This is a genomic window from Thermithiobacillus tepidarius DSM 3134, assembly GCF_000423825.1.
GTDB classification, from domain to species: domain Bacteria; phylum Pseudomonadota; class Gammaproteobacteria; order Acidithiobacillales; family Thermithiobacillaceae; genus Thermithiobacillus; species Thermithiobacillus tepidarius.
The window spans coordinates 185,044-209,350 of the sequence record NZ_AUIS01000004.1; the positions used below are offsets into that span (position 1 = coordinate 185,044).

The window sequence follows — 24,307 nt, forward strand, 5'->3', positions numbered from 1 at the left end:
CACTTAAAACATGGCAAGCACCATCCAAGCCGTACGCGGCATGAACGACATCCTGCCGGCCGAGACCGGCGCCTGGCAGCGCCTGGAGGCGGCCTTGCGCGATCTCATGGCCCGCTACGGCTACAGCGAGATCCGCCTGCCCATCGTCGAGCGGACCGAGCTCTTCGCCCGCGCCATCGGTGAAGTCACCGACATCGTGGAGAAGGAGATGTACACCTTCGTCGACCGCAGCGGCGACAGCTTGACCCTGCGCCCCGAGGGCACCGCCGGCTGCGTGCGTGCCGCCATCGAACAGAACCTGCTGCGCGGCCAGACGCCCCGCTTGTACTACATGGGCCCCATGTTCCGCCATGAGCGGCCGCAGAAGGGCCGCTACCGCCAGTTCCATCAGCTCGGCGTGGAGGCTTTCGGCCTGGCCGGCCCGGACGTGGATGCCGAGCAGATCGCCCTGTCGGCGCGCCTGCTGCGCGAGTTGGGGCTGAACGGCGTGACCCTGGAGCTCAACTCCCTGGGCTCCCTGGAGGCCCGCCAGCGTTACCGCGAACTGCTGGTGCGCTACCTGGAGCCCAGGGCGGAGGCCTTGTGCCCCGATTGCCGCGCGCGCATCCACCGCAGCCCGCTGCGGGTGCTGGACTGCAAGGTGGAGAGTTGCCGCGAGGCGACCCGGGATGCGCCGCTCCTGGTGGATTTCCTGGACGAGGATTCCGCCCTCCACTTCGAGGGACTGCAGGCGCGGCTCCGGGCCCTGGAGATCCCCTTCGTGGTCAACCCGGTCCTGGTGCGGGGACTCGACTACTACAACCGCACGGTCTTCGAGTGGAAGACCGATCGCCTCGGCGCCCAGGGGACGGTGATCGCCGGCGGCCGCTACGATGGCCTGGTGCGGCAGATCGGCGGTCCCGATACCCCGGCCGTGGGCTTCGCCATGGGCCTGGAGCGCCTGCTCGCCCTGCTGGAGCTGGAGGTCGGCCAGGCGGCTCCCGAGCGCCCCGATCTCTTCATCGGCCCCTTCGGCGAGGCGGCGGCGCCCGCCGCCCTGTGCCTGGCCGAGCGGGCCCGCGACGCCGGCATCCGCGTGAGCACCGGCCCGGTGGGCGGGCTCAAGCAGCTTCTGAAGGCCGCGGAGCGCTCGCAGGCGCGCTTCATGCTCATTCTCGGCGAGCAGGAGCTGGCCGGCGGCGAGCTGCAGGTGAAGGAGCAGGAGACGGGCGAGTTCCTGCCCGCCAGCCTGGCCACCCTGCCGGAGCGGCTCAAAGCGAAGCTCGATGCCTGAACTGCTCGCCATCCGCGACCTGCGGGTCGCCCTCGCCAAGGACCCGGCGCTGCGGCCGGTGGACGGCGTGGATCTGCAGATCGGCGCCAGTGAGCTTGTATGCCTGGTCGGCGAGTCGGGTTCCGGCAAGAGCCTGACCGCGCTGAGCATCATGGGCCTGCTGGGGCCGGGACTGCGGACGCGCGGCGGCAGCATCGCCTTCCAGGGCGAAGACCTGCTGCGCCTGCCCCGGGAACGCCTGCGTCAGCTGCGCGGCAACCGCATCGCCATGGTCTTCCAGGAGCCGATGACCTCCCTCAACCCGGTCTTCGCCATCGGCCGCCAAGTGGCCGAGCCGCTCATGGTGCATCTGGGCCTGTCCCGGTCCGCGGCCCTGGCCAAGGCTGCGGAGCTGCTGGACCAGGTGGGCATCCGCGACGCCCGCGCGCGCCTGCGCGCCTATCCCGACGAGCTGTCCGGCGGCCAGCGCCAGCGCGTGATGATCGCCATGGCGCTGGCCTGTGCGCCTGACCTGCTCATCGCCGACGAGCCGACCACCGCCCTGGACGTCACCATCCAGGCGCAGATCCTGGACCTCATCAAGGAGCTGCAACGCCAGCGCGGCATGGCGGTGCTCTTCATCACCCACGACTTCGACGTGGTGGCGCGCATCGCCGACCGGGTGGCGGTCATGTACGCCGGCCAGGTGGTGGAGCAGGGGCCCGCCCGCGTCGTGCTGCAGTCTCCGCGCCATTCTTACACTGCCGGCCTGCTGGCCTGCCTGCCCGATCTGGCCGGCCGCCGCCATCTGCGTCCCATCGCCGGCCAGGTGCCGGCACTGGATGCCATTCCGCCGGGCTGCCGCTTTGCGCCGCGCTGCCCGCTGGCGCAGCCGGTCTGCCGCGAGGCGCCGGTGCCCCTGCTGGAGCTGGACGGCCGCCAGAGCCGCTGCCTGTTTCACGACCGTGTCGCGGAGGTGCAATGGTGAGCGATGCCTTCCTGAGCCTGCGCGGGCTGCGCAAGTGCTATCAGGTGCGCAGCGGCCGGTTGGGCCTGGAGAAGAAGACGCTGATGGCGCTGGACGGCGTGGATCTCAGCATCCCGCGCGGCGGCTCCTGCGGCCTGGTGGGGGAGTCGGGCTCCGGCAAGTCCACCCTGGCGCGGGCGGTCATGCGCCTGCTGTCCCTGGACGGCGGCGAGATCCGCTTCGACGGTGTGGATCTGCTGCAGCTGCGCGGCAGCGAGCTGCGGCGCATGCGTCGGCGGTTGCAGATGGTGTTCCAGGATCCCTTCGCCTCCCTAAATCCGCGCATGCGGGTGGGCGACATCGTCGAGGAGGGCCTGGTCATCCATCGGTTGGGCAACGCCAGCCAGCGGCGCGCCGCGGTGCGCGAGATGCTGGCGCGTGTGGGCCTGGGGGACGACGCCCTGGACCGCTACCCGCACCAATTCAGCGGCGGCCAGCGCCAGCGCATCGGCATTGCCCGCGCCCTGGTGCTCAAGCCGGACCTGCTGGTCTGCGACGAGCCGGTGTCCGCCCTGGATGTCTCCATCCAGGCCCAGATCCTGACCCTGCTGCAATCCCTGCGCGAGGAGCTGAACCTGACCCTGCTCTTCATCAGCCACGACCTGCGGGTCGTGCGCCACATGTGCGAGCAGGTGGCGGTCATGCGGAGCGGGCGCATCGTGGAGCAGGGACCGGTGGAGCAGGTGTACGCGCACCCGCAATCGGAATACACCCGCACGCTGCTGTCGGCCGTCGTGCCCCACGCCCGGCTGGCGCCCGAGTCCGGGCAGGGCGCCGGTCAGCCTGGTGCGCGCGGGATTTGACTAGCTTTTGCTTGCTATCCATACTTAGCCTGCATTTTTCGGAGCACCGCAAGGGAGCCAGGATCGGTGCGCGGCCGCAGGGGCCGGATTTCATAACGAGGAAAAAGTGGTGAACGCGAATTTGACTCACGGAGAACAGATGCAGCAGGCCAAGTCCTTCTTCAGCCGCTTCGGCAGGCCCATCCTGGCGGCCGTGCTGGTGGCGGCCCTCGCGGGCGCCGGCTATTGGGGCTACAAGAGCTACCGGACGCAGCAGAACGAGAAGGCCTCGACCCTCTTCAGCCAGATGACCCAGCAGTATGAGCAGAAGAATGCCAAGTCGGCCCGGGCCAACGCGGAAAAGCTGAGCAAGGACTATGATGGCACCACTTACGCCATGCTGGCGCAGCTGTATCTGGCGCGCATGGACGTGGACGCGGGCAACATCGCCCAGGCCGCCGCGCGGCTGGCCAAGCTCAAGCAGGCGGATCTGCCCACCGGCTTCGACCGCTTCGCCGCGCTGACCCTGGCCCGCATTCACCTCGGCCAGGGCAAGGCCGCCGACGCCCTGAAGGATCTGCAGAGCCTCAATCCCGGCGAATTCGCGGCCGAATACGAGGAGCTGCGCGGCGACGCGTACCTGGCCCTCAAGCGTCCGGCCGATGCGCGCAAGGCCTACCAGGCCGCGCTGGCGAAGCTGGATCAGAACGATCCCTACCGCGCCATCGTGCAGCTCAAGCTGGATGACCTCGGGGAGGCTGCCTGAGCCATGCCGAAGCGCTCCCGCGGTCTCGCCACTGCCGTCGCTGTCCTGGTCCTCGGCTCCGCCCTCAGCGGTTGCGGCATGTTTTCCGGCGGGCCGGCCAAGCTGGCCAAGCCCACTCCCGTGACGGCCGCGGACCAGCGCGTCAAGCTGAGCACGGCGTGGCAGGCGCGCTTGTACGGCGGCTGGCGGGTGGATCCGTACCAGGCGACCCAGGTCGCCGTCGCGGGCGACCGCATCGTCGTGGGCGACAGCCGCGGCAACGTGATCGCCCTCAACGGCGCGGGCCGGGAGCTGTGGCGCCGGCAGCTGGATGGGCGCATTTCCGCCGGCGGCACCATTGCCGGCGACCGAGTGTACGTGGGCAATGACGCCGGCTTCGTGACCGCCTTGTCCCTGAGCCAGGGGCAGGTGCTCTGGCGCAGCGCGCTGAGCTCCGAAGTGATCACGCGCGTGGTGCCGGCGGGAGATCGCCTGCTGGCGCAAACCAACGACGGCAAGCTCTGGTCCCTGAGCGCCAAGGACGGCGCTCAGCAGTGGTCCTACTCGGCCACCATTCCCTCCCTGAGCCTGCGCGGGGCGGCCACGCCGCTGGCAGACCAGGACACGGTCTATGCCGCATTTTCCAGCGGCGAGCTGGCGGCCCTCGACGCCCGCGACGGTCACCTGCTGTGGCAGGTACCCGTCGCCACGCCGCGCGGGCGCACGGAGCTGGAGCGCCTGGTGGATGCCGACGCCACGCCCGTGCTCATGGGCGACAGCATCATCGCAGGCACTTACCAGGGCAAGCTGGGCGCCTTCAACCGCAGCTCGGGCGCGGAAAGCTGGAGCCGGGACATGTCCGTCTTCAATCCGCTGCTGCTGGCCAACGACCGGCTTTACCTGACCGACGCGCAGGACGTCCTCTACGCCATCGATCCGCGCACCGGCGCCACTCTGTGGCGCAACGACCAGATCCAGGGACGCGGCGTGACCGGTCCGGCGCTGGTCCAGGGCACCTTGCTGGTGGGCGACCGCGCCGGCTATCTCTTTGCCTTCGACCCCGAGAGCGGACGCCGCATCGGCCAAGCGCGCATCGCCGCCACCGGCCTGCAGAGCGCCCCGGTGGCCTTCGGCGACGGTGCCCTGGCCCTGAGCCGGGAAGGCAGTCTGTACCGGCTGCGGGTTGCCAGGCGCTGAGCGGCAGCAGCCGGCACTTTCGAGTGTCTAATTAAGCATCTCCCATTCAACCTGCGGCATCCACCCACGGACGCCGCCAAGTGTCATTCATTATGCAACCGATCATCGCCCTGGTGGGCCGGCCCAACGTGGGCAAGTCCACGCTCTTCAACCGGCTGACCAAGAGCCGCGACGCCCTGGTGGCGGACCTGCCCGGCCTGACCCGCGACCGCCAGTACGGTACCGGCAAGATGGGCGAGCGCGCCTACCTGGTGGTGGATACGGGCGGCTTCGAGCCGGAGCAGAAGGAGGGCATCGTCGCCGAGATGGCCCGCCAGACCCGCGCTGCCATCGACGAGGCCGACGTGGTGATCTTCGTGGTGGACGCGCGCACCGGCCTGCACCCCGAGGACGAGGAGATCGCCGCCTATCTGCGCCGCAGCGGCCGGCCGGTCTTCCTGGCGGTCAACAAGGCCGAGGGGCTGGGCGATCAGTTTCCCGCTGCCGACTTCCATGCCCTGGGGCTGGGCGAGCCCGAGCCCATCTCCGCCGCCCACGGCAGCGGCGTGGCCGAGCTGATGGCCCGCGTGCTGCCGGCCCTGCCGCAGGAGGCCGAGGCGGCGCCCACGGCCCAGGGGCCGCGCATCGCCGTTCTGGGCCGCCCCAACGTGGGCAAATCCACCCTGGTCAACCGCATGCTGGGCGAGGAGCGCGTCATCGTCTACGACATGCCCGGCACCACCCGCGACAGCATCTACATCCCCTTCGAGCGCCATGGCAAGCAGTACGTCATGATCGACACCGCCGGCGTGCGCCGCCGGGCCCGGGTCCAGGGCGGCATCGAGAAGCTGAGCGTGATCAAGACGCTCAAGGCCCTGGAAGACGCCACGGTGGTCATCCTGGTGCTGGACGCCCGCAGCGAGATCAGCGAGCAGGACGCCCATCTGGCCGGCTTGGCGCTGGAGATGGGGCGGGCCATCATCGTGGCCGTGAACAAGTGGGACGGCCTGGAGCAGCATCAGCGCGAGTGGATCAAAGGGCAGTTGGAGCGGCGCCTGCCGTTCCTGACCTATGCGCCGGTGCACTTCATCAGCGCCCTGCACGGCACCGGCGTGGGCGATCTCTACAAGAGCATCGACAAGCTGGCCGCCGGTGCCGAGCGGCACTTCAGCACCGCCCAGCTCAACAAGATCCTGGCCGACGCCGTCGCCGCCCATCAGCCGCCCTTGGTGCGCGGTCACCGCATCAAGCTGCGCTACGTGCACCAGGGCGGCCATAACCCGGTGACCCTGGTGGTGCACGGCTCGCGGGTGGATGAGCTGCCCGATGCCTACCGGCGCTATCTGGAAGCCACCTATCGCAAGGTGCTCAAGCTGGAGGGCGTGCCCGTGCGCCTGGTCTTCAAGCAGGGCGAAAACCCCTTCGCGGCCCGTCCGGCGCCGCGCCCCGCCGCCCGACGCAAGCCGGCCAGGCGCTGAGCCCGCCTGCGCGGTCCGCGCCGCAGGCGTCGGCCCGCGGCTGGTGCTGGCATGGCCCGCCGCCAGCATAGAAAAAAGCTCGTCGGCCCATCCCGGAGCCTGCATGTTCTTCCTGAAAAAGCTCGTCGCGCCCTTGTTCTTTCCGGTGCCCCTGCTGCTGCTCGCGCTGCTGGCGGGCCTGGCGCTGCTGTGGTTCACGCGGCGCCGCCTGGGGTTGACCCTTGCTTCCCTGGCGGCGGCCGTGCTCGTCCTGCTCAGCTACGGCCCGGTCGCCAACGCCCTCCTGGCGCCGCTGGAACACCGCTACCCGCCCTTCGATCCCGCCGCGCTGCAAGATCCCGCCGCGCCGCCGATCCGCTGGGTGGTGGTGCTGGGCGGCGGGCAGGTGTCCGATCCGCGCGTGCCGGCCACCAGCCAGCTCACGGCTTCCTCTCTGGCCCGGCTGGTGGAGGGCATCCGCCTGCAGCGCCAGTTGCCTGGCACCCGGCTGCTGCTGTCCGGCGGACCGGTCTTCAATCCGGTGGCCGAGGCCGACGGCATGGCGCGGCTGGCGCTTGCCCTGGGCGTGCCGCAGGCGGATCTGGCGCTGGACCGGCTGTCCATGGACACGGAAGAGCAGGCGCGCCGGCTCCAGCCCATCCTCGGCCGCGACCGCTTCGTGCTGGTCACCTCCGCCGCCCACATGCCGCGCGCCGTGGCGCTGTTCCGAAAGCGGGGCCTGGCGCCGATCCCCGCGCCCACCGACTACCTGGCCAAGGAGCCGCAGGCCTTCAGTCCCGCCATGCTGTATCCCGGCGCCATGAGCCTGCGCAAGGCGGAGCGCGCGGCCTACGAATATCTGGGCCTGGCCTGGGCCGCGCTGCGCGGCGCCGTGTGAGCGGCTGCGGCCGCCGTTCAGCTCCGTTACACTGCTGAGGCCCAAGCTTGTGATGCGGTGATTGCTATGTCGCGATGGAAACCCAGCAAGGCGGAGCTCCTGGCCGCCGCCGGCAAGACCGTGCCCGACGTGATCGCGCCCGGCCTGCGGGTGCTGTTCTGCGGGATCAACCCAGGGCTCTACTCGGGCGCCACCGGCCATCACTTCGCGCGGCCCGGCAACCGCTTCTGGCCGGCCCTGCACGCCGCCGGCTTCACGTCCCGGCTGCTGGCGCCGCACGAGGAGCAGGAATTGTTGGACTGCGGTTGCGGCATCACCAACTTGGTGGAGCGGGCCACGGCGACGGCGGCCGACCTCGCGGCGGCGGAACTGGCCGCCGGCCGGCCGCGCCTGGAGGCCAAGGTGCGTCGCTATGCCCCGCGCTTCGTCGCCGTGCTGGGGGTCGGCGCCTACCGCAGCGCCTTCGGCCGCCGACAGGCCGGCCTGGGCCCGCAGGCGGAGCGGCTCGGGGAGGCGATGCTGTGGGTGCTGCCCAACCCCAGCGGCCTGAACGCCCACTATCAGCTCGACGAGCTCGCCGCCCTGTTCCGCGAACTGCGCCTTGCCGCCGAAGCCACGGGCTGAGCTGTTCCGGCAACGCCGCGCCGGTCCATGGGCAAAAGGTCCCTTGGCGCCGGATGCGCCCGCATCCATGCTGGCTCTTTGTGCGTTGATCTGCACCGTTCGCCCGATCCGCGCCTAGGAGGCAGCATGGCCCCGTCCCATACCCTCTCCCTGCCCGGCAGCGCCAATGCGGCGGAGCTGGCGCAGGGTTCCATCTTTTTCGTGGGCACCGCCACCACCGTGATCCGCTATGGCGGCCTTACGCTGCTCACCGATCCCAACTTCCTGCATGCCGGCGATCACGCCCATCTGGGCTACGGCATCACCACCGAGCGCCTGACCGATCCGGCCGTCGAGGTCGAAGCCCTGCCGCCCCTCGATCTGTGCGTGCTGTCCCACATGCACGGCGATCACTGGGATCACGTGGCGGAGGCGAAGCTGCCCAGGACGCTGCCCATCGTCACCACCCGCCATGCCGCCCGCGTCCTGGCGCACAAGGGCTTCGGCAAGGCACAGGGGCTCGCCACCTGGGACAGCCTCCTGCTGCGCAAGGGGGAAGTGTGGCTGCGTATCACCGCCATGCCCGGCCGCCACGCTCCCGGCGTGCTGAGCACGCTGCTGCCGCCGGTGATGGGCAGCCTGCTGGAGTGGGGCGCCGACGGGGAGGAGGCGCCGCGCCTGCGGCTCTACATCACCGGTGATACGCTGCTCTACGAAGCGATCGAGGAGATTCCCCGGCGCTATCCGCGCATCGACCTTGCCCTGCTGCACCTGGGCGGCACGCGCGTGCTCGGCCTGCTGGTCAGCATGGATGCCAGGCAGGGCGTGCAGATCCTGCGCCTCATCCGCCCGCGCACGGCCATCCCGATCCATTACAACGACTATACTGTATTCAAATCCCCGCTGGCGGACTTCATGAAGGCGGTGGCGGAGGCGGGGCTGGACACCGAAGTCCACTATCTGCACCACGGCGACACCTACCGCTTCGAGGTGCTGGCATCCGGCCGCTAGGCAGGCCAGGGCAAGGGGAGGGCACGAGCATGCTGGACCACATCGGCATTCGGGTGGCTGACTATCAGCGCAGCAAGTCCTTCTACGAGCAGGCCCTGCGCCCCCTGGGCTACGCGCTGCGGCTGGAATTCGACAGCGAGGCGGCCGGCTTCGGCGTGGATGGGCATCCGGATTTCTGGATCGGCCGGGACGGCTCGGGTCCGGGGATGGCTCACGTGGCCTTTGTCAGCCCCGACCGGGCCACGGTGACGGCCTTCTACCAGGCGGCCCTGGCGGCGGGCGGCACCGACAACGGCGGGCCGGGGCTGCGGCCCCAGTACCACCCCGATTATTACGCCGCCTTCGTGCTCGATCCCGACGGCAACAACATCGAAGCCGTCTGCCATCGGCCCGAGTAGGCGGATGGCACAGCGCGCCGCGCAGGCCGGGTGCCGGGCCTGCGCGGCGCGACCACGTTGCGGCACCGCCAGAACCATGCAAAGGAGCAGGCAGTACGATGAGAATGGCCAGACAAGCGGCATACTTCCTTTCCGTGATCCTGATGAGCCTGACCTTGGCGGCGACCGCCCGGGCCGCGGAAATCAATGACGCCGACGCCCTGCGCGGCATGAAGACCGGTAAGGGCGTGTTCCTGGTGGACATCGGCGATCCCAACAAGCTCGCCTTCTACCTGGAAGTCATCCAGGGCACCCACGCCGGCTTCGTGCGCCAGGGGGTGAAGCCCGATCTCATCCTGGTCTACATCGGCCCGAGCGTGCGCTATCTCACCACGGCGCCGGACGCCGATACCGCACTGGAGCACGAGGACGCCCTCAAGCGCATCGCCGCGTCCGTGCGGGCCCTTAAGGCCCTCGGCGTCAGGCAGGAGATCTGCGCCGTGGCCACCAAGGCCTTCAACATCGACAACGCCACCGTGCTGCCGGAGCTCAAGCTGGTGGGCGACGGCTTCATTTCCCTGATCGGCTACCAGAATCAGGGTTATCATCTGGTGCCGGTATTCTGAGAGGGGCAGATGGATAGTCAGCCGTTTTCCTTCTGGCTGCTGCCCGGCGACGCGGAAAGGACGCAACTGGCGCAGCTCATCCGCGACCTGGCCGCCCGCCACGGCAGCCGCCCCTTCGCGCCGCACGTCACCATCTACGGCGGGGTGCATACCCCACAGGATGACCTGCCGGAGATCCTGCGCCAGGCGGTCCGGGGCCTCGGACCCATGGCGCTCAGGGTTCGCGGCCTGGATTGCACCGACCAGTTCTTCAAGAGCCTCTTCATCGACCTGGCGGAGCATCCCGCCCTCACCCTGCTGTCCCAGCGGGTAAGGGCGGCGCTGGCCCGGCCGGTGGATTACCAATTGCAGCCGCACCTGAGCCTCATCTACGCGGACCTGCCCGCGGCCGACAAGCGCCGCATCATCGACAGCCTGTCTCTCGATCTGGAGGAGATCCGCTTCGACGAAGTGGCGCTGGTGACGCCGGCCGACCCCGCCCGGGGCTGGCATGACATCGAAGGATGGCAATTCCCCTGGCGCTGTCGGCTGGACGATGCCAGCGCCTAGCCTGCCCAGTGCGCGGGCGCATTTTGTAGGAGCGGGCAAGCCCGCTCCCACGTCTCTGCGCGTGCTCGTTGCCTGCCAGCTCGGTGCAATGCGATGGCACAAAGGGATGGCGCGTATTCTCCATCCCGCATGTGGCTTGGCACCACGCTCGCCCCGGATACCTCACCCGCCCGGGAGCGCGCAGGGCGAGGTCCCGCCGTGGCTGCTCCCCAATCCGGCTCGTGCCCATGATGCGTAGGAGCGGGCTTGCCCGCGATCGGCTGTCCTGCCTAAGACGAAATATCCATGTGCCTGCCAGGCGCGACAGCTATGCTCCCCGACTCGTGCGCCGCTGCCGCTTGCAGCGGCGGGGCAGAGGAGGGGCTGCATGGCGGAGCGTTTGCTTGGGGTGAGATGGACCATCGGCGATGTCAGCGAGCGCGGTTTCGAGGCGCTGCGCCTGTCCCTCTGGGGAGCTTGGCGCTTGTTCGGGCCGGAGGCCGAGTACGTGGTCTGCGTCAACTGCATCCCGCTGGCGGAAGCCCGCGCCCGGACGGGCGAGGTGCCCGGTGCGGTACGCTGGTACGACGCCAACGGCGACCTGCCGGCCTTTTTGGCGCCCCATTTCGACGGCGGCCTGGCGGAGGGAGTGGGCTGGAAGCTGGCACCGCTGCGCTGCTTTCCAGATCGCTGCGAGCTGGCCCTCGACAACGACTGCATCCTCTGGCAGATGCCTGGCGGCTTGGCCCAGTGGTTGGCCGCCGACGATCCGCAGGCCTGCCTTCTGGCCGAGGACGTACGCGCCTGCTTCGGCCAGTTCGCCGATTTGTGCGGCCCGGCGCCCCGCAACTCGGGCATCCGCGGCCTGCCGCCCGGCTTCGACCTGCAGGCCGCCCTGCAGCGGGTGCTGCAAGCGCAGCCCGTCACCCTTGCCTCGGAACTGGACGAGCAGGGACTGCAGGTGGCTGCGCTGTCGCGCGGGAGCGACCCGTTCCTGGTCACCGTCGATGAGGTCAGCATCTGCTCGCCTTTCCCGCCGCACCTGCCGGCCCTCGGCCGCTGTGGCGCCCACTTCGTCGGGCTCAACGTCAAGCAGGCGGACTGGCAGCTGGACGGCCGGCCTGCCGTGGAGCACATCCAAGAGCATTGGCAGAGGCATCGGGCGGCGCTCTACGAGTGGGTCGGCATTCCCATGCCGCCGCACGTCGGTTGAGCGGTGCTGATTCACCGGAGCTCCGTGGCGACTGCAAGGGGGGAGGGCTGATGGTCAGCGAAGTCTTTTTCAGCGGCTGGTCGGCCCTCGGGCGCGTGCTGGTGGTTGGCGTGTCGGCCTATGTCGCCCTGGTCGTCCTGTTGCGGTTGTCCGGCAAGCGCACCCTCTCCAAGATGAATGCCTTCGATCTCGTCGTCACGGTGGCGCTCGGCTCGACCCTGGCTACGGTCTTGCTGTCCAAGGACATCGCTTTGGCCGAAGGGGTGCTGGCCTTCGCCGTGCTCATCTTCCTGCAGCTTGCCGTGACTTGGCTGTCGGTCCGCTCATCGCACGTGCTGCACTTCGTCAAGGCGGAACCGGCCCTGCTGTTTCACCGCGGCCGTTTTCTGCGGCAGGCCATGCGGCGCGAGCGCGTGACCGAGCCGGAGATTCGCGCCGCCGTGCGCGCGCAGGGCATTGCCCGCTTGGAAATGGTGGAGGCGGTGGTGCTGGAAACGGACGGCAGCTTCACCGTGGTGCCGCGGCAGGAGCAGGCGGCCGACGCCTCCGCGCTGGCGAATGTGGCGCGGCCGGCGGCGAGTCCGGACTGAGGCGCAGCCTACTCGGCGCTTGAGCCGCACACTTTTGCGGTATTGGCCTGCCGCCCGTTCAGGGCTGCCACGGTCCGTTGATAGCGCGCCGCGACCACCTGCCGGTCCATCTCATTGGGCAGGCTTGCGCGCGCGTCGCCTTCGACCTGGGCTGCGTGCCGCAGCAACGCCTTGCGATCCTCTTCACGGCACAACCGAGGAGCGACGGCGGCGATGACATCCAGCATGTGGAGCACGACGCTGGCGCTGCCCCGCCCGTACTGCCGGATCTGATTGAAGGCGGCATTGGCGACGGCCGCAAAGGTGCCGTTTTCCGCGATGATGCGCAGCTGCCCGCGTGCATCGTGGCGCTGACGGCCCGGCATGTCTCTTTGCGCCAGTTGGGCAAGGGCGGCACCCAGCCAGTCCAGGCAGTTCATGGCCGTGAATGGATCATTGATGCCGGGCGAGAGCGCGCGCACCGCGATTTCCACCAGTTGATGCACGGCATACTCGACGTCCTGGGTCGGTGTGCGGTGCCGGCCGATGAGAAAGGCGCCGCAAATCCGGCGGGCCAGGCGCGCATCGCAGCGCCCGGCAGGCCAGGCGGCCGCCAGCGGGTCGTCGCGGGTGACGAAGTCGCCGGGGCGGCACAGCAGATGCAGGATCAGGTCGCGGTTGCTGGCGATGGCGAGCAGCGTTTCACTCTCCACGGCCTGCACGTAGCCGCTGTGCCGGCTCCGGATCATGCAACGGTCTGCGTCGTCCATGGTGGAATCTGCTGACGCGGGGGCGGGGGCCGCGGGCGTCTGCGGTGCCTGTCCCAGCTCGTCCGGGAAGAGCCGGTCGATGCCGGCCTGGAGTTCCGCCGCCACCACGGCAATCAGGTTTTCCGCCTGAATCGACTCGGAAACGTGGTGAATGAAGTAGATCAGCACGCCCAGGCTGATGGTGGCCAGCAGGACCCCCGCGGTGACGGAGAGATAGGGCACGAACTGCGTTGCTTCGACCGCGCGGACCGTACGCAGTACCAGCAGGCAGTAGATGAAAGTGGCGATGAAGGTGCCGAGCACGATCTGATTGCCCGTATCGCGCATGAAATTGCGCAGCAGGCGGGGACCGAACTGGTTGGAGGCCAGAGTGAGTGTCACGACGGTGATGGAAAAGGTCACGCCGGCGACGGTGATCATGGAGCCGGCGATGGTGGACAGCACCTCGCGGGCGCCCTCCGGACCGCCGGTCCACAGCCAGCCGACCGTCCGTATCCACTCGTATCCGATTCGCTCGTCCGCTTGGACCGTGGCAAAGGCCAGGGCCACCGCCGCCAGCGTCATGAGCATGGGAACGAACCACAGGCTGCTGCGTAGTGCGTCCCACCAGCGAGTCAGACGCGTTTTCATGGCTGCTCGTCCGCGTTGCGGCGCCTGTCCGGCTGGGCGCCGCCAGCATTGCTGCCGCTGCGAGCCACGGCCTGGGCCAGCTGCTGGATGGCTCCGGCGATGGTCCGCGCGTGCGGCGCCTCGCCCGGTCCCGCCGGCCAGCCCTCACGCTGGCGCCGCCGATCGCCGTCGCTGCTTTCGGTCTGATCGTGAAAGAGCAGCACCCGGGTTTCGAAGGGCAGATCGATGCCGTGCTCGCCCAAGGCCCGGCGGATAGCGGCCAGGACCTGGTCCTGGGCATCGAGGGCGTCGGCCTGGCGCGGCGGCTCGATCCACCAGCGCACGCGCAGCTTGATCGCACTGCCCGCCAGGCCGACCACGAGCACGTCCGGCGCCGGTTCGGCCAGCACCCCTGGCACCTCCTGCACTGCTTGCAGCATGAGTGCCTTGGCGTCCTCGATATCGTCGCCATAGCCGATGCCGAGCTCGTATTCCAGGCGCCGCTGGGCATAGGCGGTGTTCACGATGACCGCATCGGTGAAGAGCTTCGCGTTGGGAATGACGATGCGGCGCCCGTCATAGGTGCGGATCATGGTGGCGCGAGTCTGGATATCCTCGACCACGCCTTCGAAAGCGGCGACCCGGATCTGGTCGCCGATGCGGAAAGGCTCGTGCAGGAGCAGCAGGATGCCCGCCATGAAATTTTGCAGGATGTCGCGGAAGGCGAAACCAATGGCCACGCTGCCGATGCCGAGCAACTGCACCAGTTGGCCAGGTCGAAAAGAAGGGAGAACGATGACCAGCGCGACCAGGGTGCCGACGAAAATGATCAGCGCCTGCGCCAGCCGGCCCAACACCAGGCCGAGGTTGCGATGGCGATGACGGCGCGCGCTGAAGCGCCGGATGCCGTGGCGCACCGTTCTGCCCGCCAGGTAAAAGAGCGCGAACACCAGCAGGGCCACCACGATGTAGGGCAGCCGCTCGATGAAGCCGTTGAGCATGTCCTGCACGGCGATGAGCGCATCCGTCATATCCAGATTCATGATGCCACCTTGAGAAAAGTGCTCATTTCCCTGATTCACCATGAAACGCCCCCACGATCAATCGGACCGTCAGCGTATAAGCCTGCCGGCCCGCGCCGCTGCCCGGGTGCTTTGCGCACGCGCCGATCGCGCTTCTGTTTCCCGTGACCACAACAGGGAAGCTGCATCGCAAATGGCGACCGTTGCCGGTGAAAGCGGCACGCCGCAAATCTTTACAAAGCGCTGCAACTGTGAAAAAGTAGCGTATCCGCGAATGATTCTCACTTATGAGCAGCTGGCCATGGTTACTCACCCTCTGATGCGCACGCTTTTTTTGTTTCTTTTGCTGCTGAGCGGCGCCCAGGCGGCCCTCGCCGCACCCGCCACCCCGGCGGAGCAGGAGCGTGCTCAGCGCATCGTGCACATCCTGGCCTATGTCTCCGCCGACTACGAGGGCGCCGTGCAGCACGGGCGGGTGGCGAGCGAAGCGGAATACGCGGAGCAGCAGGAATTCGTGCAGCGTGCCCGGGAGCTCCTGGCGGAGTTGCCCTCGGTGGCGGACAACCGGGGCCTGCAGGAGGACATGGCGGCCCTGGTCCAGGCGGTGGAGTCCAAGGCGGACGCCGACGTGGTCAAGCAGCGGGCCGGCCAGGTGCGCGGGGCGCTGCTGAGCAGCCTGCAACTGCAGACGGCGCCCGCGCAGGCGCCTTCCCTGGAAAATGGCGCCCGCCTTTTCGCGCAGAATTGCGTCTCCTGCCACGGCGCCAAGGGCTTCGGCGACGGGCCGCAGGCCCGCGGCCTGGAGCCGGCGCCCACCAATTTCCACGACCGGGCGCGCCTGGACACCCTCAGCCCCTACGGCCTGCACAACACCATCCGCTTCGGCGTCAACGGCACGGCCATGGGCGCCTATCCGCAGTTCTCCGACCAGCAGGTCTGGGATTTGGCCTTCTATCTGTACAGCCTGCGCTACGACGAAGGCCAAGTGCATCGCGGCCAGGCGCTCTTCGCCGGCGAGCCCGCCGCCTGGCTGGACCGCTTCGGCGGGCTGCAGGGCCTGTCGGCAAAGTCCGACCACGAACTCCTTGGGGCGCAGGCCGATCCAGCCGCCCAGGCGGTGCTGGCCTACCTGCGCAGCCACCCGGAGGCGGTGCGCGGCAGCACCTCCGCCATCGCCCTGACCCGGGCGCGCCTGGAGGCTTCCTGGCAGGCCTATCAGGCCGGCCAGCAGGCTCAGGCCTACAGTCTGGCGGTATCCGCCTACTTGGACGGCTTCGAGGCCGTCGAGCCGGCCCTGAACGCCGTCGATCCCGCGCTGCGCACCCGCATCGAGCAGCAGATGGGCGCCTATCGCAATGCCATCCGCGCCCGCGAGTCCGTGGCCGAGGTCGGGACCCTGTACCGGGGCCTCCTGCCCGAGCTGGATGCCGTGGAAGCGGCCCTGTCCCAGCGCGGCCTGTCGCCCGCCGCGGGCTTCCTCAGCGCCTTCACCATCCTGCTGCGGGAGGGCTTGGAGGCGGTGCTGGTGGTCGCCGCCATCGTCACTCTGCTGGTGCGCGCCAACCGTCGCGACATCCTGCACTACGTGCACATCGGCTGGATCGGCGCCATCCTGCTGGGCTTCGGCACCTGGTGGGCGGCGGGCAAGCTGATCGCGATCACCGGGGCCAATCGCGAGGTGATCGAAGGGGTGAGCGCCATGGTGGCGGTGCTGATCCTCTTCTACGTGAGCTACTGGCTCATCGCCAACCTGGAAGTGCACAAGTGGAAGCAATTCCTGCACGAGAAGATCCAGCGTGCGACCGGCAAGGGCTCCATGTGGGCACTGGCGGGGGTGTCCTTCATCGCCGTTTACCGCGAGCTCTTCGAGACGGTGCTCTTTTATCAGGCGCTGTGGGTGCAGGCGGGGCCCCAAGGGCAGACATCGGTGATCGTCGGCACACTGAGCGCGGTGGCGGTGCTGCTCGTGCTGATCTGGGCGATCTTCCGCCTCGGCGTGCGCCTGCCGCTGCGGCCTTTCTTCGCCGCCAGCTCGGCGCTCCTCTATCTGCTCGCCTTCGTGTTCGCCGGCAAGGGCGTGCTGGCGCTGCAGGAGGCGGGCTGGCTGCCCACCACGCCGGTGGCCTTCGTCCGCATCGACTGGCTCGGCGTCTATCCCACCCTGGAGAGCCTGGCCCTGCAGGGATTGCTGCTGGCGGCCATGCTCTTCGCCGTCTTCTACACCTTCGTCTGGACGCCGCGCATGCGCCCGGCGCACTGAGCGGGCGGGCGCCTCAGTCGCAGATCTCCGGCGGCTGGGGCACGGCCTCGGCCGCGCTTTCTTCCACCCGGCAATGCAGATGGCCGCGCGCCAACCGCACGCCGATCCGCTCGCCGACGCTTACCTGACTGCTGTCCTGCACGATGCAGTTGCGCTCATCGCTGACGATGGCGTAGCCGCGGTCCAGCACCTTCAGCGGGCTGACCAGATCCAGTTGGCGGACCCAGTGATGGGCCCGTTCCCGATGCATGGCAATCGTCTGCCGGCCCAGGCGCGCCAGGCTGTGCTCGGCGCGCGCGAGCTGCTGGCGCAGCAGCGGCAACTGCCGCGCCGGGCCGCAGCGCAGCAGGTTGTCGCGGGCGCGCTGCAGGCGCAGCTTGTCGTGCTGGAGGCCGCGCTGCATCTGATAAGCGAGGCGCAGGTGCAGCTCCTCCACCCGCTGGCGCATCTGCCGGATGCGGCTGCCGGGGTGCTGCAGCCGCTGCTGCAGGCCGTCCAGCCGCTGGCTGCCGTCGTTCAGGCGCCGGCGCATGGCCAGCGCCAGGCGCGCCTCCAGCTCGCGGGTGCGCGGCAGCCACTCCGCCACGTCCTGGCTCACCAGCTCCGCCGCGGCGGTGGGCGTGGGGGCGCGCAGATCGGCCGCCAGATCGGCGATGGTGAAGTCGATTTCGTGGCCGACGCCGCTGACCACCGGGATGGCGCAGTCGCAGATGGCGCGGGCCACCGCCTCATCGTTGAAGGCCCACAGGTCCTCCAGGGAGCCGCCGCCGCGCGCCAGGATCAGCACGTCCTCCTGGCGGCGGGCGCTGGCCCGGGCCAGGGCGGCGACGATGGTCGGCACCGCCTCGGCGCCCTGCACGGCCACCGGATAGACGCACACCGCCAGGCGCGGCCAGCGCCGCTGGAGGGTGGACAGGATGTCGCGCACGGCCGCGCCCGTGGGCGAGGTGATGACGCCCACCCGGCGCGGCCAGCGGGGCAGGGGGCGCTTGCGCGCCGCGTCGAAGAGCCCCTCGGCCTGCAGCTTCAGCTTCAGCGCCTCGAAGGCGCGCTGCAGGGCGCCTTCGCCGGCTTCTTCCAGGTGCTCGACAATGAGCTGGAACTCGCCCCGGCCCTCGAAGAGGCTGATCTGCACCCGCGCCAGCACGTGCATGCCGTCCTTGGGGCGGAAGCGCAGCAGCTGGTTGCGGTTGCGGAACATGGCGCAGCGCACCTGCGCCTGGCTGTCCTTGAGGGTGAAGTACCAGTGGCCGGAGGCCGGGCAGGCCAGATTGGAGATCTCCCCCTCGATCCAGATGAGCGGAAAGGCCTTTTCCAGCAGCGTGCGCGCCTCGCGGTTGAGCTGGCTGACGCTGTAGACCGGGCGCCGGTCGGCGCCCGCGGACGGGGAGGGCGGAAAAAGATCCAGCATATTCGGCAACTTGGAACTCTGCTATAATTGAGGCACGGCATCTAAAGATACCGCTTGGCTCCTGAATTGCGCAAATTTCCTTGGAGGGCGTGTCATGAGAGCGAATGTCGGCAACATCGATCGGACCATCCGGATCATCCTCGGCCTCGTCCTGCTCAGTCTGCTCTTCCTGCTGGAGGGCCCGGCCCGCTGGTGGGGGTTGCTGGGCATCGTGGTGCTGGCCACCGCCTTTACCCGCTTCTGCCCGGCCTATGCCATTCTGGGCACCGATACCTGCCACAACAAGCCGCCGGTGCCCGGGCACAAGCACGAGGCGTAAATCGCGCCGATGAGTTTTCATCGCGCCCTCAACAGTATAAAATAGCCCGTTCAATCTGCTGAACGGCGCGCCGAGGCGTGCCACGCCCGCCTCGGCGGGACTGCTTTTTTCTCACGGGGCAAAGCCGGCAGGCCTTGGCCCCGTGCTCGTTTTATCACCTGCGTTATTCACAAAAGGCCCGTCATGCGAGTGATCCAAGAAGCGCTGACCTTTGACGATGTTCTGCTGGTCCCCGCCTACTCCAACGTGCTGCCCCGCGAAGTCAGCCTGCAGACCCGCCTGACCCGCGGCATCCAGCTCAACATCCCGCTGGTGTCGGCGGCCATGGACACGGTCACCGAGGCGGCTATGGCCATCGCCATGGCGCAGGAAGGCGGCATCGGCATCATCCACAAGAACATGGGCGTCGAGCAGCAGGCGGCCCAGGTGCGCCGGGTCAAGAAATTCGAGGCGGGCATCATCAAGGACCCCATCACCACGCGCCCCAACGCCACCATCCGCGACGTCATGGGCCTCATGGCCGAGCACGGCATCTCCGGCGTGCCGGTGATCGACGGCGAGGCGCTGGTGGGCCTGGTGACCAACCGCGACCTGCGCTTCGAGACGCGCCTGGAGGCCCCGGTCTCCACCGTGATGACGCCGAAGGAGCGCCTGGTCACCGTTGCCGAGGGCACGCCGCTGGAAGAGGTCAAGGCGCTGCTGCACAAGCACCGCATCGAAAAGATCCTGGTGGTCAACGACCACTTCGCCCTGCGCGGCCTCATTACGGTCAAGGACATCGAGAAGGCCACCGAGCACCCCCTGGCCTGCCGCGACAGCCACGGCAGCCTGCGCGTGGGCGCGGCGGTGGGCGTGGGCGAGGGCACCGATGCCCGGGTGGCGGCGCTGGTGGAGGCGGGGGTGGACGTCATCGTGGTGGACACCGCCCACGGCCATTCCCAGGGCGTGCTCGACCGCGTGCGCTGGATCAAGACCCACTTCCCCGAGGTGCAGGTCATCGGCGGCAACATCGCCACCGCCGAGGCGGCCCTGGCTCTGGTGGAGGCGGGCGCCGACGGCGTCAAGGTCGGCATCGGCCCCGGCTCCATCTGCACCACCCGCATCGTCGCCGGCGTCGGCGTGCCGCAGATCACCGCCATCGCCAACGTGGCCGAGGCCCTGAAGGATCATGGCATCCCGCTGATCGCCGACGGCGGCATCCGCTTCTCCGGCGACCTGGCCAAGGCGGTCGCCGCCGGCGCCTACAGCATCATGGTCGGCGGCCTGCTGGCCGGCACCGACGAGGCGCCCGGCGAGATCGAGCTGTTCCAGGGCCGTTCCTACAAGTCCTACCGCGGCATGGGCTCCCTGGGCGCCATGCAGCAGGGCTCCGCCGACCGCTACTTCCAGGAAGGCACCAAGGAGGCGCCCAAGCTGGTGCCCGAGGGCGTGGAAGGCCGCGTGCCCTACAAGGGCCCGGCGGGCAACGTGATCCACCAGCTCATGGGCGGCCTCAAGGCCAGCATGGGCTACACCGGCTGCGGCGACATCGAGAGCATGCGCAGCAAGCCGCAGTTTATCAAGATCACCCAGGCGGGCGTGCGCGAGAGCCATGTCCACGACGTGACCATCACCAAGGAATCCCCCAATTACCGGGTCGACTAAGCAATGAACGAACGCATTCTCATCCTGGACTTCGGCTCCCAGTACACCCAGCTCATCGCCCGCCGGGTGCGCGAGGCGCACGTTTATTGCGAGATCCACCCCTGCACGGTGGACCTGGACTTCGTCCGGGACTTCGATCCCAAGGGCATCATCCTCTCGGGCAGCCCCTTCTCCGTGCAGCAGGAGGGCGCGCCCATGGTGGACAAGGCGCTCTTCGAGCTCGGCGTGCCGGTGCTGGGCATCTGCTACGGCATGCAGCTCATGACCCACCTGTTGGGCGGCCAGGTGGCCAAGGCCACCCACCGCGAGTACGGCCGCGCCCACATCCGCATCGAGAAGGGGGAGGGCATCTTCGCCCCCTTCGGCGGCAGCGGCCAGCCCCAGGAAGTATGGATGAGCCACGGCGACCGCATCGAGGCCATGCCGCCCGGCTTCGAGCGCCTGGCCTATACCGACAACTCGCCCTACGCCGCCATCCATGATCCCCAGCGCCGGCTCTACGGCATCCAGTTCCACACGGAAGTGGTGCACACCCCGCGCGGCGCCGAGATCCTCACCGCCTTCGTGCGCGGCGTCTGCGGCTGCGAGGGCGATTGGACCATGAGCTCCTTCATCGAGACCAGCACCAACGCCATCCGCGCCCAGGTGGGCGACGGCCACGTCATCTCCGCCCTGTCCGGCGGCGTGGACTCCTCGGTGGTCTCCGTGCTCATCCACAAGGCCATCGGCGACCAGCTCACCTGCATCTTCGTGGACAACGGCCTGCTGCGCAGCGGCGAGGCCGAGCGCGTCGCCACCGTGTTCCGCGAGTACTTCCACATCCCCCTGCGCGTGATCGACGCCGCCGACCTCTTCCTGGACCGCCTCAAGGGCGTCACCGACCCCGAGGAGAAGCGCAAGATCATCGGCCGCACCTTCATCGAGGTCTTCGAGGCCGAGGCCAAGCAGATCGGCGACGTGCAGTTCCTGGCCCAGGGCACGCTCTACCCGGACGTGATCGAGTCCATCTCCTTCAAGGGCCCGAGCGCCACCATCAAGTCCCACCACAACGTCGGCGGCCTGCCCGAGCGCATGCAGCTCAAGCTCGTCGAGCCGGTGCGCGAGCTCTTCAAGGACGAGGTGCGCGAGCTGGGCCGCGAGCTCGGCATGCCCGAGGAAATGATCCGCCGCCAGCCCTTCCCGGGGCCGGGCCTGGCCATCCGCTGCCTGGGCGAAGTCACGGCCGAGAAGCTCGCCATCCTGCGCCAGGCCGACGCCATCGTCCTCGAAGAGATCAAGGAAGCCGGCCTCTACGACCGCGTCTGGCAGTCCTTCGCCGTGCTGCTGCCGGTGCAGAGCGTGGGCGTCATGGGCGACGAGCGCACCTACGAGCAGGCCATCTGCCTGCGCGCCGTGGAGTCCGTCGACGGCATGACCGCCGACTGGGCGCACCTGCCCTACGAGGTCCTGGCCCGCATCTCCAGCCGCGTCATCAACGAAGTCAAGGGCATCAACCGCATGGTCTACGACATCTCCTCCAAGCCGCCCGCCACCATCGAGTGGGAGTGAGCGGGGACGTGAGTCGCGTGACTGGTGAAATGTGATTCGTGATACCGGAGCCGCAACGGAGCATGCAGGAGCGGGCTTGCCCGCGATAAGGCAGTGGCTGACCCGTCCGGTGCTGGGGAGCGAATCTGTAGGAGCGATCTTGCCCGCGACCTGCTCTTCCGAACTCCCGGTCATGCGGATAAGCGAAAACGCCCCTGAAAACCCAACCTAACACCCACCCCCGCCATCGCCCCGCTCCCTCTCCCTCCGGGAGAGAGCCGGGGTGAGGGCAGGGGCCAACACCCCAACAAAATCAAAACCCAACCCCCGATGGCCACCCCCCCGACCCCCAACACCCCCGAAGCCGACCTCCACTGGATGCGCCGCGCCCTCGAACTCGCCCGCTACGCCGAATCCCAGGGCGAAGTCCCCATCGGCGCCGTCCTCGTCGGCCCCGACGGCAGCCTCCTCGGCGAGGGCTGGAACCAGCCCATCGCCACCCGCGACCCGACCGCCCACGCCGAAACCCTCGCTCTGCGCGCCGCCGCCCAACGTCTCGACAACTACCGCCTCGCCGGCACCACCCTCTACGTCACCCTCGAACCCTGCCTCATGTGCGCCGGCGCCATGATCCACGCCCGCATCCAGCGGCTGGTCTTCGGGGCGCCGGACCCCAAGACCGGGGCGGTGCAGAGTTTGTATCAGGTGCTGGCTGATGCTCGGCTGAACCATCAGGTCGCGGTGACCGGCGGCGTATTGGCGGAAGAGGCGGGGGCGATGCTGAGGGCGTTTTTCAGAAGCCGGCGCTGATCAGCGCGACAGCATGTCCAGCGGACTCTGCACGCCCCGGCCGCCCCGGTTCAGCACATGCGTATAGATCATGGTCGTGCTCACGTCCTTGTGTCCCAACAGTTCCTGCACCGTGCGGATGTCGTAGCCCGATTGCAGCAGATGCGTGGCAAAGGAATGTCGCAGGGTATGCGGAGAAGCCGGCTTGCTGATGCCCGTGTCATGCAGGGCCTGCTTCATCGCGCGCTGGATCGCCTTTTCATCCATGTGATGCCGGCGCGTCTTGCCGCTGCGCGGGTCAACCGACAAGCCGCGGGCCGGGAACACGTACTGCCAGGCCCAGGAGCGACCGGCATGGGGGTACTTGCGCTCCAGCGCAAAAGGCAAATAGACCTCGCCGAATCCCGCCCGCACATCCGCCTCATGCAACGCCTGCACCTGCATCAGATGCGCCTGCAAGGGCGCGATCAACGCATCCGGCAGCACCGTCACCCGGTCCTTGCCGCCCTTGCCGTCCCGCACCGTGATCTGGCGGGCGGCAAAATCCACGTCCTGCACCCGCAGCCGTACGCATTCCATCAAGCGCATCCCGGTGCCATAAAGCAGGCGCGCAGCCAACCCCACCGTACCCGCCATGCGCGCGAGCAGTAGCTATACCTCCGTCACCGTCAGCACCACCGGCAAGCGGGCCGGCCGCTTGGCACGGGTCAGATTGTCCAGCCAGGGCAGGGGCTGATTCAGCACCTCGGGAGCGCCCAGCTCCAGGGGATGGCGCTTGCGATGAAACAGGATGAATCGCCTGATCCAGCCCAAATAGGCCTGCTCCGTGCGCAGGCTATAATGCTTGGTGCGGATGAGGTCTCTTACCTGATCCAGCAGCTTTGGCTTGGCTAGGCTGGTGAGGATACCTGCTGTTTTCGATGGCGTAGTCATTTTTGTGGTTAGGGTGGGTAAAATCGTCAAAGATTTGGCACTTAGTCGCGTGCTTGACATGGGGAAATGTTGCACACCATACTGGCGTAAAACCTGCGCCAGTTAGGGTATGTAATACAAATTAGGCCTCTTCTCATGGAATACACACTAGACAGCGACTGCATGCGCGAAAAGCGCGCGGAGCTAATCCGGATAGCAGCAGCGTCACTCGATCCAAGAGACTCCAAATTGGCGGAGCGATTAGTGGATACTTTCTGCTCTCTAGCGCCACCGCTTGATCCACCAGTTGTGATGAAGTACGTCACAATTTACTCATGAGGTACAAGCGGCGGCATGTCCAGAAAGGCTGGTAATTTGTGGCTGAACTGGCGAAAGTTTGCGAGCGACTTCGGAGACCTAAGCTTAACTGTGGCAGGTGTAATTGCAGAACCCAAACTGGCCCCTTTGGCTGCCCTAGGGTCTGTTCTCAATCAAGCCAACCAGACGATGGAACAAGCCAGATGGACGAACGACAGGAAGGAGTGGGCGAGCTTGTCGTAACGCGTGGCGATGCGTCTGAATTGCTTGATGCGAGCGAAGAAACGCTCGATCAGATTGCGGCTCTTGTAGATATGCCGGTCGAACGAGCGGGGGTTGAGTCGGTTGGAACGCGGCGGGATTACCGCCTGACCGCCCTGCGTCGTAATTGTTTCGACGAAGGCATCCGAATCGTAGCCCTTGTCGGCCACGATGAATTCGGCCGGCTGATCCTGGATCAGT

Annotated in this window: 25 protein-coding genes; 19 read left to right on the plus strand and 6 right to left on the minus strand. The window is 68.2% G+C overall.

Annotation, left to right across the window (positions count from 1 at the left end):
• Window positions 1-10: 10 nt before the first annotated feature.
• The 14 genes from hisS to G579_RS0102545 all read left to right on the plus strand — a co-directional run bounded on the left by hisS (window position 11) and on the right by G579_RS0102545 (window position 12,285).
• A complete protein-coding gene (gene hisS / locus G579_RS0102480) occupies window positions 11-1,273 on the plus strand; it encodes a histidine--tRNA ligase (RefSeq protein WP_028988924.1) in 1,263 nt (420 codons plus the stop codon).
• A complete protein-coding gene (locus G579_RS0102485; RefSeq protein ID WP_028988925.1) occupies window positions 1,266-2,240 on the plus strand; it encodes an ABC transporter ATP-binding protein in 975 nt (324 codons plus the stop codon). Before hisS ends, G579_RS0102485 begins: the two co-directional genes overlap by 8 nt.
• On the plus strand, window positions 2,234-3,082 hold the full coding sequence (locus G579_RS15395; protein ID WP_051180735.1) for an ATP-binding cassette domain-containing protein: 849 nt from the start codon (window positions 2,234-2,236) through the stop codon (window positions 3,080-3,082). The genes G579_RS0102485 and G579_RS15395 overlap by 7 nt, the downstream gene beginning before the upstream one ends.
• A 109-nt stretch (window positions 3,083-3,191) precedes the next feature.
• Window positions 3,192-3,827 carry a YfgM family protein gene (locus G579_RS18050; protein WP_155989714.1) on the plus strand — a complete coding sequence of 212 codons (636 nt, stop codon included), beginning with the start codon at window positions 3,192-3,194 and terminating at the stop codon, window positions 3,825-3,827.
• A 3-nt stretch (window positions 3,828-3,830) separates the two neighbouring features.
• Complete coding sequence (bamB, locus tag G579_RS0102500; RefSeq protein ID WP_028988927.1) at window positions 3,831-5,003, plus strand: outer membrane protein assembly factor BamB; 1,173 nt, start codon at window positions 3,831-3,833, stop codon at window positions 5,001-5,003.
• Between the two features lie 92 nt (window positions 5,004-5,095).
• On the plus strand, window positions 5,096-6,460 hold the full coding sequence (gene der / locus G579_RS0102505) for a ribosome biogenesis GTPase Der (protein WP_028988928.1): 1,365 nt from the start codon (window positions 5,096-5,098) through the stop codon (window positions 6,458-6,460).
• A gap of 103 nt (window positions 6,461-6,563) precedes the next feature.
• Window positions 6,564-7,337: an envelope biogenesis factor ElyC gene (elyC, locus tag G579_RS0102510; protein WP_028988929.1), complete on the plus strand. Its 774-nt coding sequence runs from the start codon at window positions 6,564-6,566 to the stop codon at window positions 7,335-7,337.
• 66 nt (window positions 7,338-7,403) lie between these two features.
• Window positions 7,404-7,961 (plus strand): G/U mismatch-specific DNA glycosylase, encoded by a 558-nt coding sequence (gene mug, locus G579_RS0102515; RefSeq protein WP_051180736.1) that lies wholly within the window; start codon window positions 7,404-7,406, stop codon window positions 7,959-7,961.
• 126 nt (window positions 7,962-8,087) lie between these two features.
• Window positions 8,088-8,951, plus strand: a complete 864-nt coding sequence (locus G579_RS0102520) for an MBL fold metallo-hydrolase (RefSeq protein WP_028988931.1) — start codon at window positions 8,088-8,090, stop codon at window positions 8,949-8,951.
• Window positions 8,952-8,980: 29 nt separating this feature from the next.
• Entirely contained in the window at window positions 8,981-9,349 is a 369-nt protein-coding gene (locus G579_RS0102525; protein WP_028988932.1) for a VOC family protein, read from the plus strand.
• Window positions 9,350-9,447: 98 nt separating this feature from the next.
• Window positions 9,448-9,954: a DsrE family protein gene (locus G579_RS0102530; RefSeq protein WP_155989715.1), complete on the plus strand. Its 507-nt coding sequence runs from the start codon at window positions 9,448-9,450 to the stop codon at window positions 9,952-9,954.
• Between the two features lie 9 nt (window positions 9,955-9,963).
• Window positions 9,964-10,503: a 2'-5' RNA ligase family protein gene (locus tag G579_RS15405; protein WP_051180737.1), complete on the plus strand. Its 540-nt coding sequence runs from the start codon at window positions 9,964-9,966 to the stop codon at window positions 10,501-10,503.
• Window positions 10,504-10,870: 367 nt separating this feature from the next.
• On the plus strand, window positions 10,871-11,695 hold the full coding sequence (locus G579_RS0102540; protein ID WP_028988934.1) for a hypothetical protein: 825 nt from the start codon (window positions 10,871-10,873) through the stop codon (window positions 11,693-11,695).
• Window positions 11,696-11,745: 50 nt separating this feature from the next.
• On the plus strand, window positions 11,746-12,285 hold the full coding sequence (locus G579_RS0102545; protein WP_038017676.1) for a DUF421 domain-containing protein: 540 nt from the start codon (window positions 11,746-11,748) through the stop codon (window positions 12,283-12,285).
• Between the two features lie 8 nt (window positions 12,286-12,293).
• Here the strand turns inward: G579_RS0102545 and G579_RS15410 are convergent, their stop codons facing one another.
• Both G579_RS15410 and G579_RS0102555 read right to left on the minus strand, forming a co-directional pair.
• Entirely contained in the window at window positions 12,294-13,664 is a 1,371-nt protein-coding gene (locus G579_RS15410; RefSeq protein WP_051180738.1) for a DUF2254 domain-containing protein, read from the minus strand.
• Window positions 13,661-14,686, minus strand: coding sequence for a mechanosensitive ion channel family protein (locus tag G579_RS0102555; RefSeq protein WP_028988936.1), 1,026 nt, complete (start codon window positions 14,684-14,686; stop codon window positions 13,661-13,663). The genes G579_RS15410 and G579_RS0102555 overlap by 4 nt, the downstream gene beginning before the upstream one ends.
• A gap of 280 nt (window positions 14,687-14,966) precedes the next feature.
• Here G579_RS0102555 and G579_RS15415 point away from each other — a divergent pair, with 280 nt between their 5' ends.
• On the plus strand, window positions 14,967-16,925 hold the full coding sequence (locus G579_RS15415) for a cytochrome c/FTR1 family iron permease (RefSeq protein ID WP_155989716.1): 1,959 nt from the start codon (window positions 14,967-14,969) through the stop codon (window positions 16,923-16,925).
• Window positions 16,926-16,938: 13 nt separating this feature from the next.
• Here the strand turns inward: G579_RS15415 and xseA are convergent, their stop codons facing one another.
• Complete coding sequence (gene xseA / locus G579_RS15420; RefSeq protein WP_051180740.1) at window positions 16,939-18,336, minus strand: exodeoxyribonuclease VII large subunit; 1,398 nt, start codon at window positions 18,334-18,336, stop codon at window positions 16,939-16,941.
• Between the two features lie 94 nt (window positions 18,337-18,430).
• Here xseA and G579_RS0102570 point away from each other — a divergent pair, with 94 nt between their 5' ends.
• From G579_RS0102570 to tadA, 4 genes are all read left to right on the plus strand, one after another.
• Window positions 18,431-18,655, plus strand: a complete 225-nt coding sequence (locus G579_RS0102570) for a YgaP family membrane protein (RefSeq protein ID WP_028988937.1) — start codon at window positions 18,431-18,433, stop codon at window positions 18,653-18,655.
• Between the two features lie 183 nt (window positions 18,656-18,838).
• Window positions 18,839-20,299 (plus strand): IMP dehydrogenase, encoded by a 1,461-nt coding sequence (gene guaB, locus G579_RS0102575; protein ID WP_028988938.1) that lies wholly within the window; start codon window positions 18,839-18,841, stop codon window positions 20,297-20,299.
• A gap of 3 nt (window positions 20,300-20,302) precedes the next feature.
• Entirely contained in the window at window positions 20,303-21,847 is a 1,545-nt protein-coding gene (gene guaA / locus G579_RS0102580) for a glutamine-hydrolyzing GMP synthase (RefSeq protein WP_028988939.1), read from the plus strand.
• A 309-nt stretch (window positions 21,848-22,156) separates the two neighbouring features.
• A complete protein-coding gene (gene tadA / locus G579_RS0102585; protein ID WP_028988940.1) occupies window positions 22,157-22,636 on the plus strand; it encodes a tRNA adenosine(34) deaminase TadA in 480 nt (159 codons plus the stop codon).
• Here the strand turns inward: tadA and G579_RS19415 are convergent, their stop codons facing one another.
• The 3 genes from G579_RS19415 to G579_RS0102595 form a co-directional block, all read right to left on the minus strand.
• On the minus strand, window positions 22,637-23,251 hold the full coding sequence (locus G579_RS19415; protein WP_269137042.1) for an integron integrase: 615 nt from the start codon (window positions 23,249-23,251) through the stop codon (window positions 22,637-22,639).
• 15 nt (window positions 23,252-23,266) lie between these two features.
• Window positions 23,267-23,548 (minus strand): phage integrase N-terminal SAM-like domain-containing protein, encoded by a 282-nt coding sequence (locus G579_RS19755; protein ID WP_230973772.1) that lies wholly within the window; start codon window positions 23,546-23,548, stop codon window positions 23,267-23,269.
• A 470-nt stretch (window positions 23,549-24,018) separates the two neighbouring features.
• Window positions 24,019-24,307, minus strand: a 289-nt coding sequence (locus tag G579_RS0102595) for an IS5 family transposase (RefSeq protein ID WP_028988941.1), incomplete at its 5' end; no start/stop codon positions are given.

Bases quoted from the DNA above. Each gene is read 5' to 3' on its own strand.
- hisS (WP_028988924.1), top strand. From the start codon at position 11: ATGGCAAGCACCATCCAAGCCGTACGCGGCATGAACGACATCCTGCCG.
- G579_RS0102485 (WP_028988925.1), top strand. From the start codon at position 1,266: ATGCCTGAACTGCTCGCCATCCGCGACCTGCGGGTCGCCCTCGCCAAG.
- G579_RS15395 (WP_051180735.1), top strand. From the start codon at position 2,234: ATGGTGAGCGATGCCTTCCTGAGCCTGCGCGGGCTGCGCAAGTGCTAT.
- bamB (WP_028988927.1), top strand. From the start codon at position 3,831: ATGCCGAAGCGCTCCCGCGGTCTCGCCACTGCCGTCGCTGTCCTGGTC.
- der (WP_028988928.1), top strand. From the start codon at position 5,096: ATGCAACCGATCATCGCCCTGGTGGGCCGGCCCAACGTGGGCAAGTCC.
- elyC (WP_028988929.1), top strand. From the start codon at position 6,564: ATGTTCTTCCTGAAAAAGCTCGTCGCGCCCTTGTTCTTTCCGGTGCCC.
- mug (WP_051180736.1), top strand. From the start codon at position 7,404: ATGTCGCGATGGAAACCCAGCAAGGCGGAGCTCCTGGCCGCCGCCGGC.
- G579_RS0102520 (WP_028988931.1), top strand. From the start codon at position 8,088: ATGGCCCCGTCCCATACCCTCTCCCTGCCCGGCAGCGCCAATGCGGCG.
- G579_RS0102525 (WP_028988932.1), top strand. From the start codon at position 8,981: ATGCTGGACCACATCGGCATTCGGGTGGCTGACTATCAGCGCAGCAAG.
- G579_RS0102530 (WP_155989715.1), top strand. From the start codon at position 9,448: ATGAGAATGGCCAGACAAGCGGCATACTTCCTTTCCGTGATCCTGATG.
- G579_RS15405 (WP_051180737.1), top strand. From the start codon at position 9,964: ATGGATAGTCAGCCGTTTTCCTTCTGGCTGCTGCCCGGCGACGCGGAA.
- G579_RS0102540 (WP_028988934.1), top strand. From the start codon at position 10,871: ATGGCGGAGCGTTTGCTTGGGGTGAGATGGACCATCGGCGATGTCAGC.
- G579_RS0102545 (WP_038017676.1), top strand. From the start codon at position 11,746: ATGGTCAGCGAAGTCTTTTTCAGCGGCTGGTCGGCCCTCGGGCGCGTG.
- G579_RS15410 (WP_051180738.1), bottom strand. From the start codon at position 13,664: ATGAAAACGCGTCTGACTCGCTGGTGGGACGCACTACGCAGCAGCCTG.
- G579_RS0102555 (WP_028988936.1), bottom strand. From the start codon at position 14,686: ATGAATCTGGATATGACGGATGCGCTCATCGCCGTGCAGGACATGCTC.
- G579_RS15415 (WP_155989716.1), top strand. From the start codon at position 14,967: ATGGTTACTCACCCTCTGATGCGCACGCTTTTTTTGTTTCTTTTGCTG.
- xseA (WP_051180740.1), bottom strand. From the start codon at position 18,336: ATGCTGGATCTTTTTCCGCCCTCCCCGTCCGCGGGCGCCGACCGGCGC.
- G579_RS0102570 (WP_028988937.1), top strand. From the start codon at position 18,431: ATGAGAGCGAATGTCGGCAACATCGATCGGACCATCCGGATCATCCTC.
- guaB (WP_028988938.1), top strand. From the start codon at position 18,839: ATGCGAGTGATCCAAGAAGCGCTGACCTTTGACGATGTTCTGCTGGTC.
- guaA (WP_028988939.1), top strand. From the start codon at position 20,303: ATGAACGAACGCATTCTCATCCTGGACTTCGGCTCCCAGTACACCCAG.
- tadA (WP_028988940.1), top strand. From the start codon at position 22,157: ATGGCCACCCCCCCGACCCCCAACACCCCCGAAGCCGACCTCCACTGG.
- G579_RS19415 (WP_269137042.1), bottom strand. From the start codon at position 23,251: ATGGCGGGTACGGTGGGGTTGGCTGCGCGCCTGCTTTATGGCACCGGG.
- G579_RS19755 (WP_230973772.1), bottom strand. From the start codon at position 23,548: ATGACTACGCCATCGAAAACAGCAGGTATCCTCACCAGCCTAGCCAAG.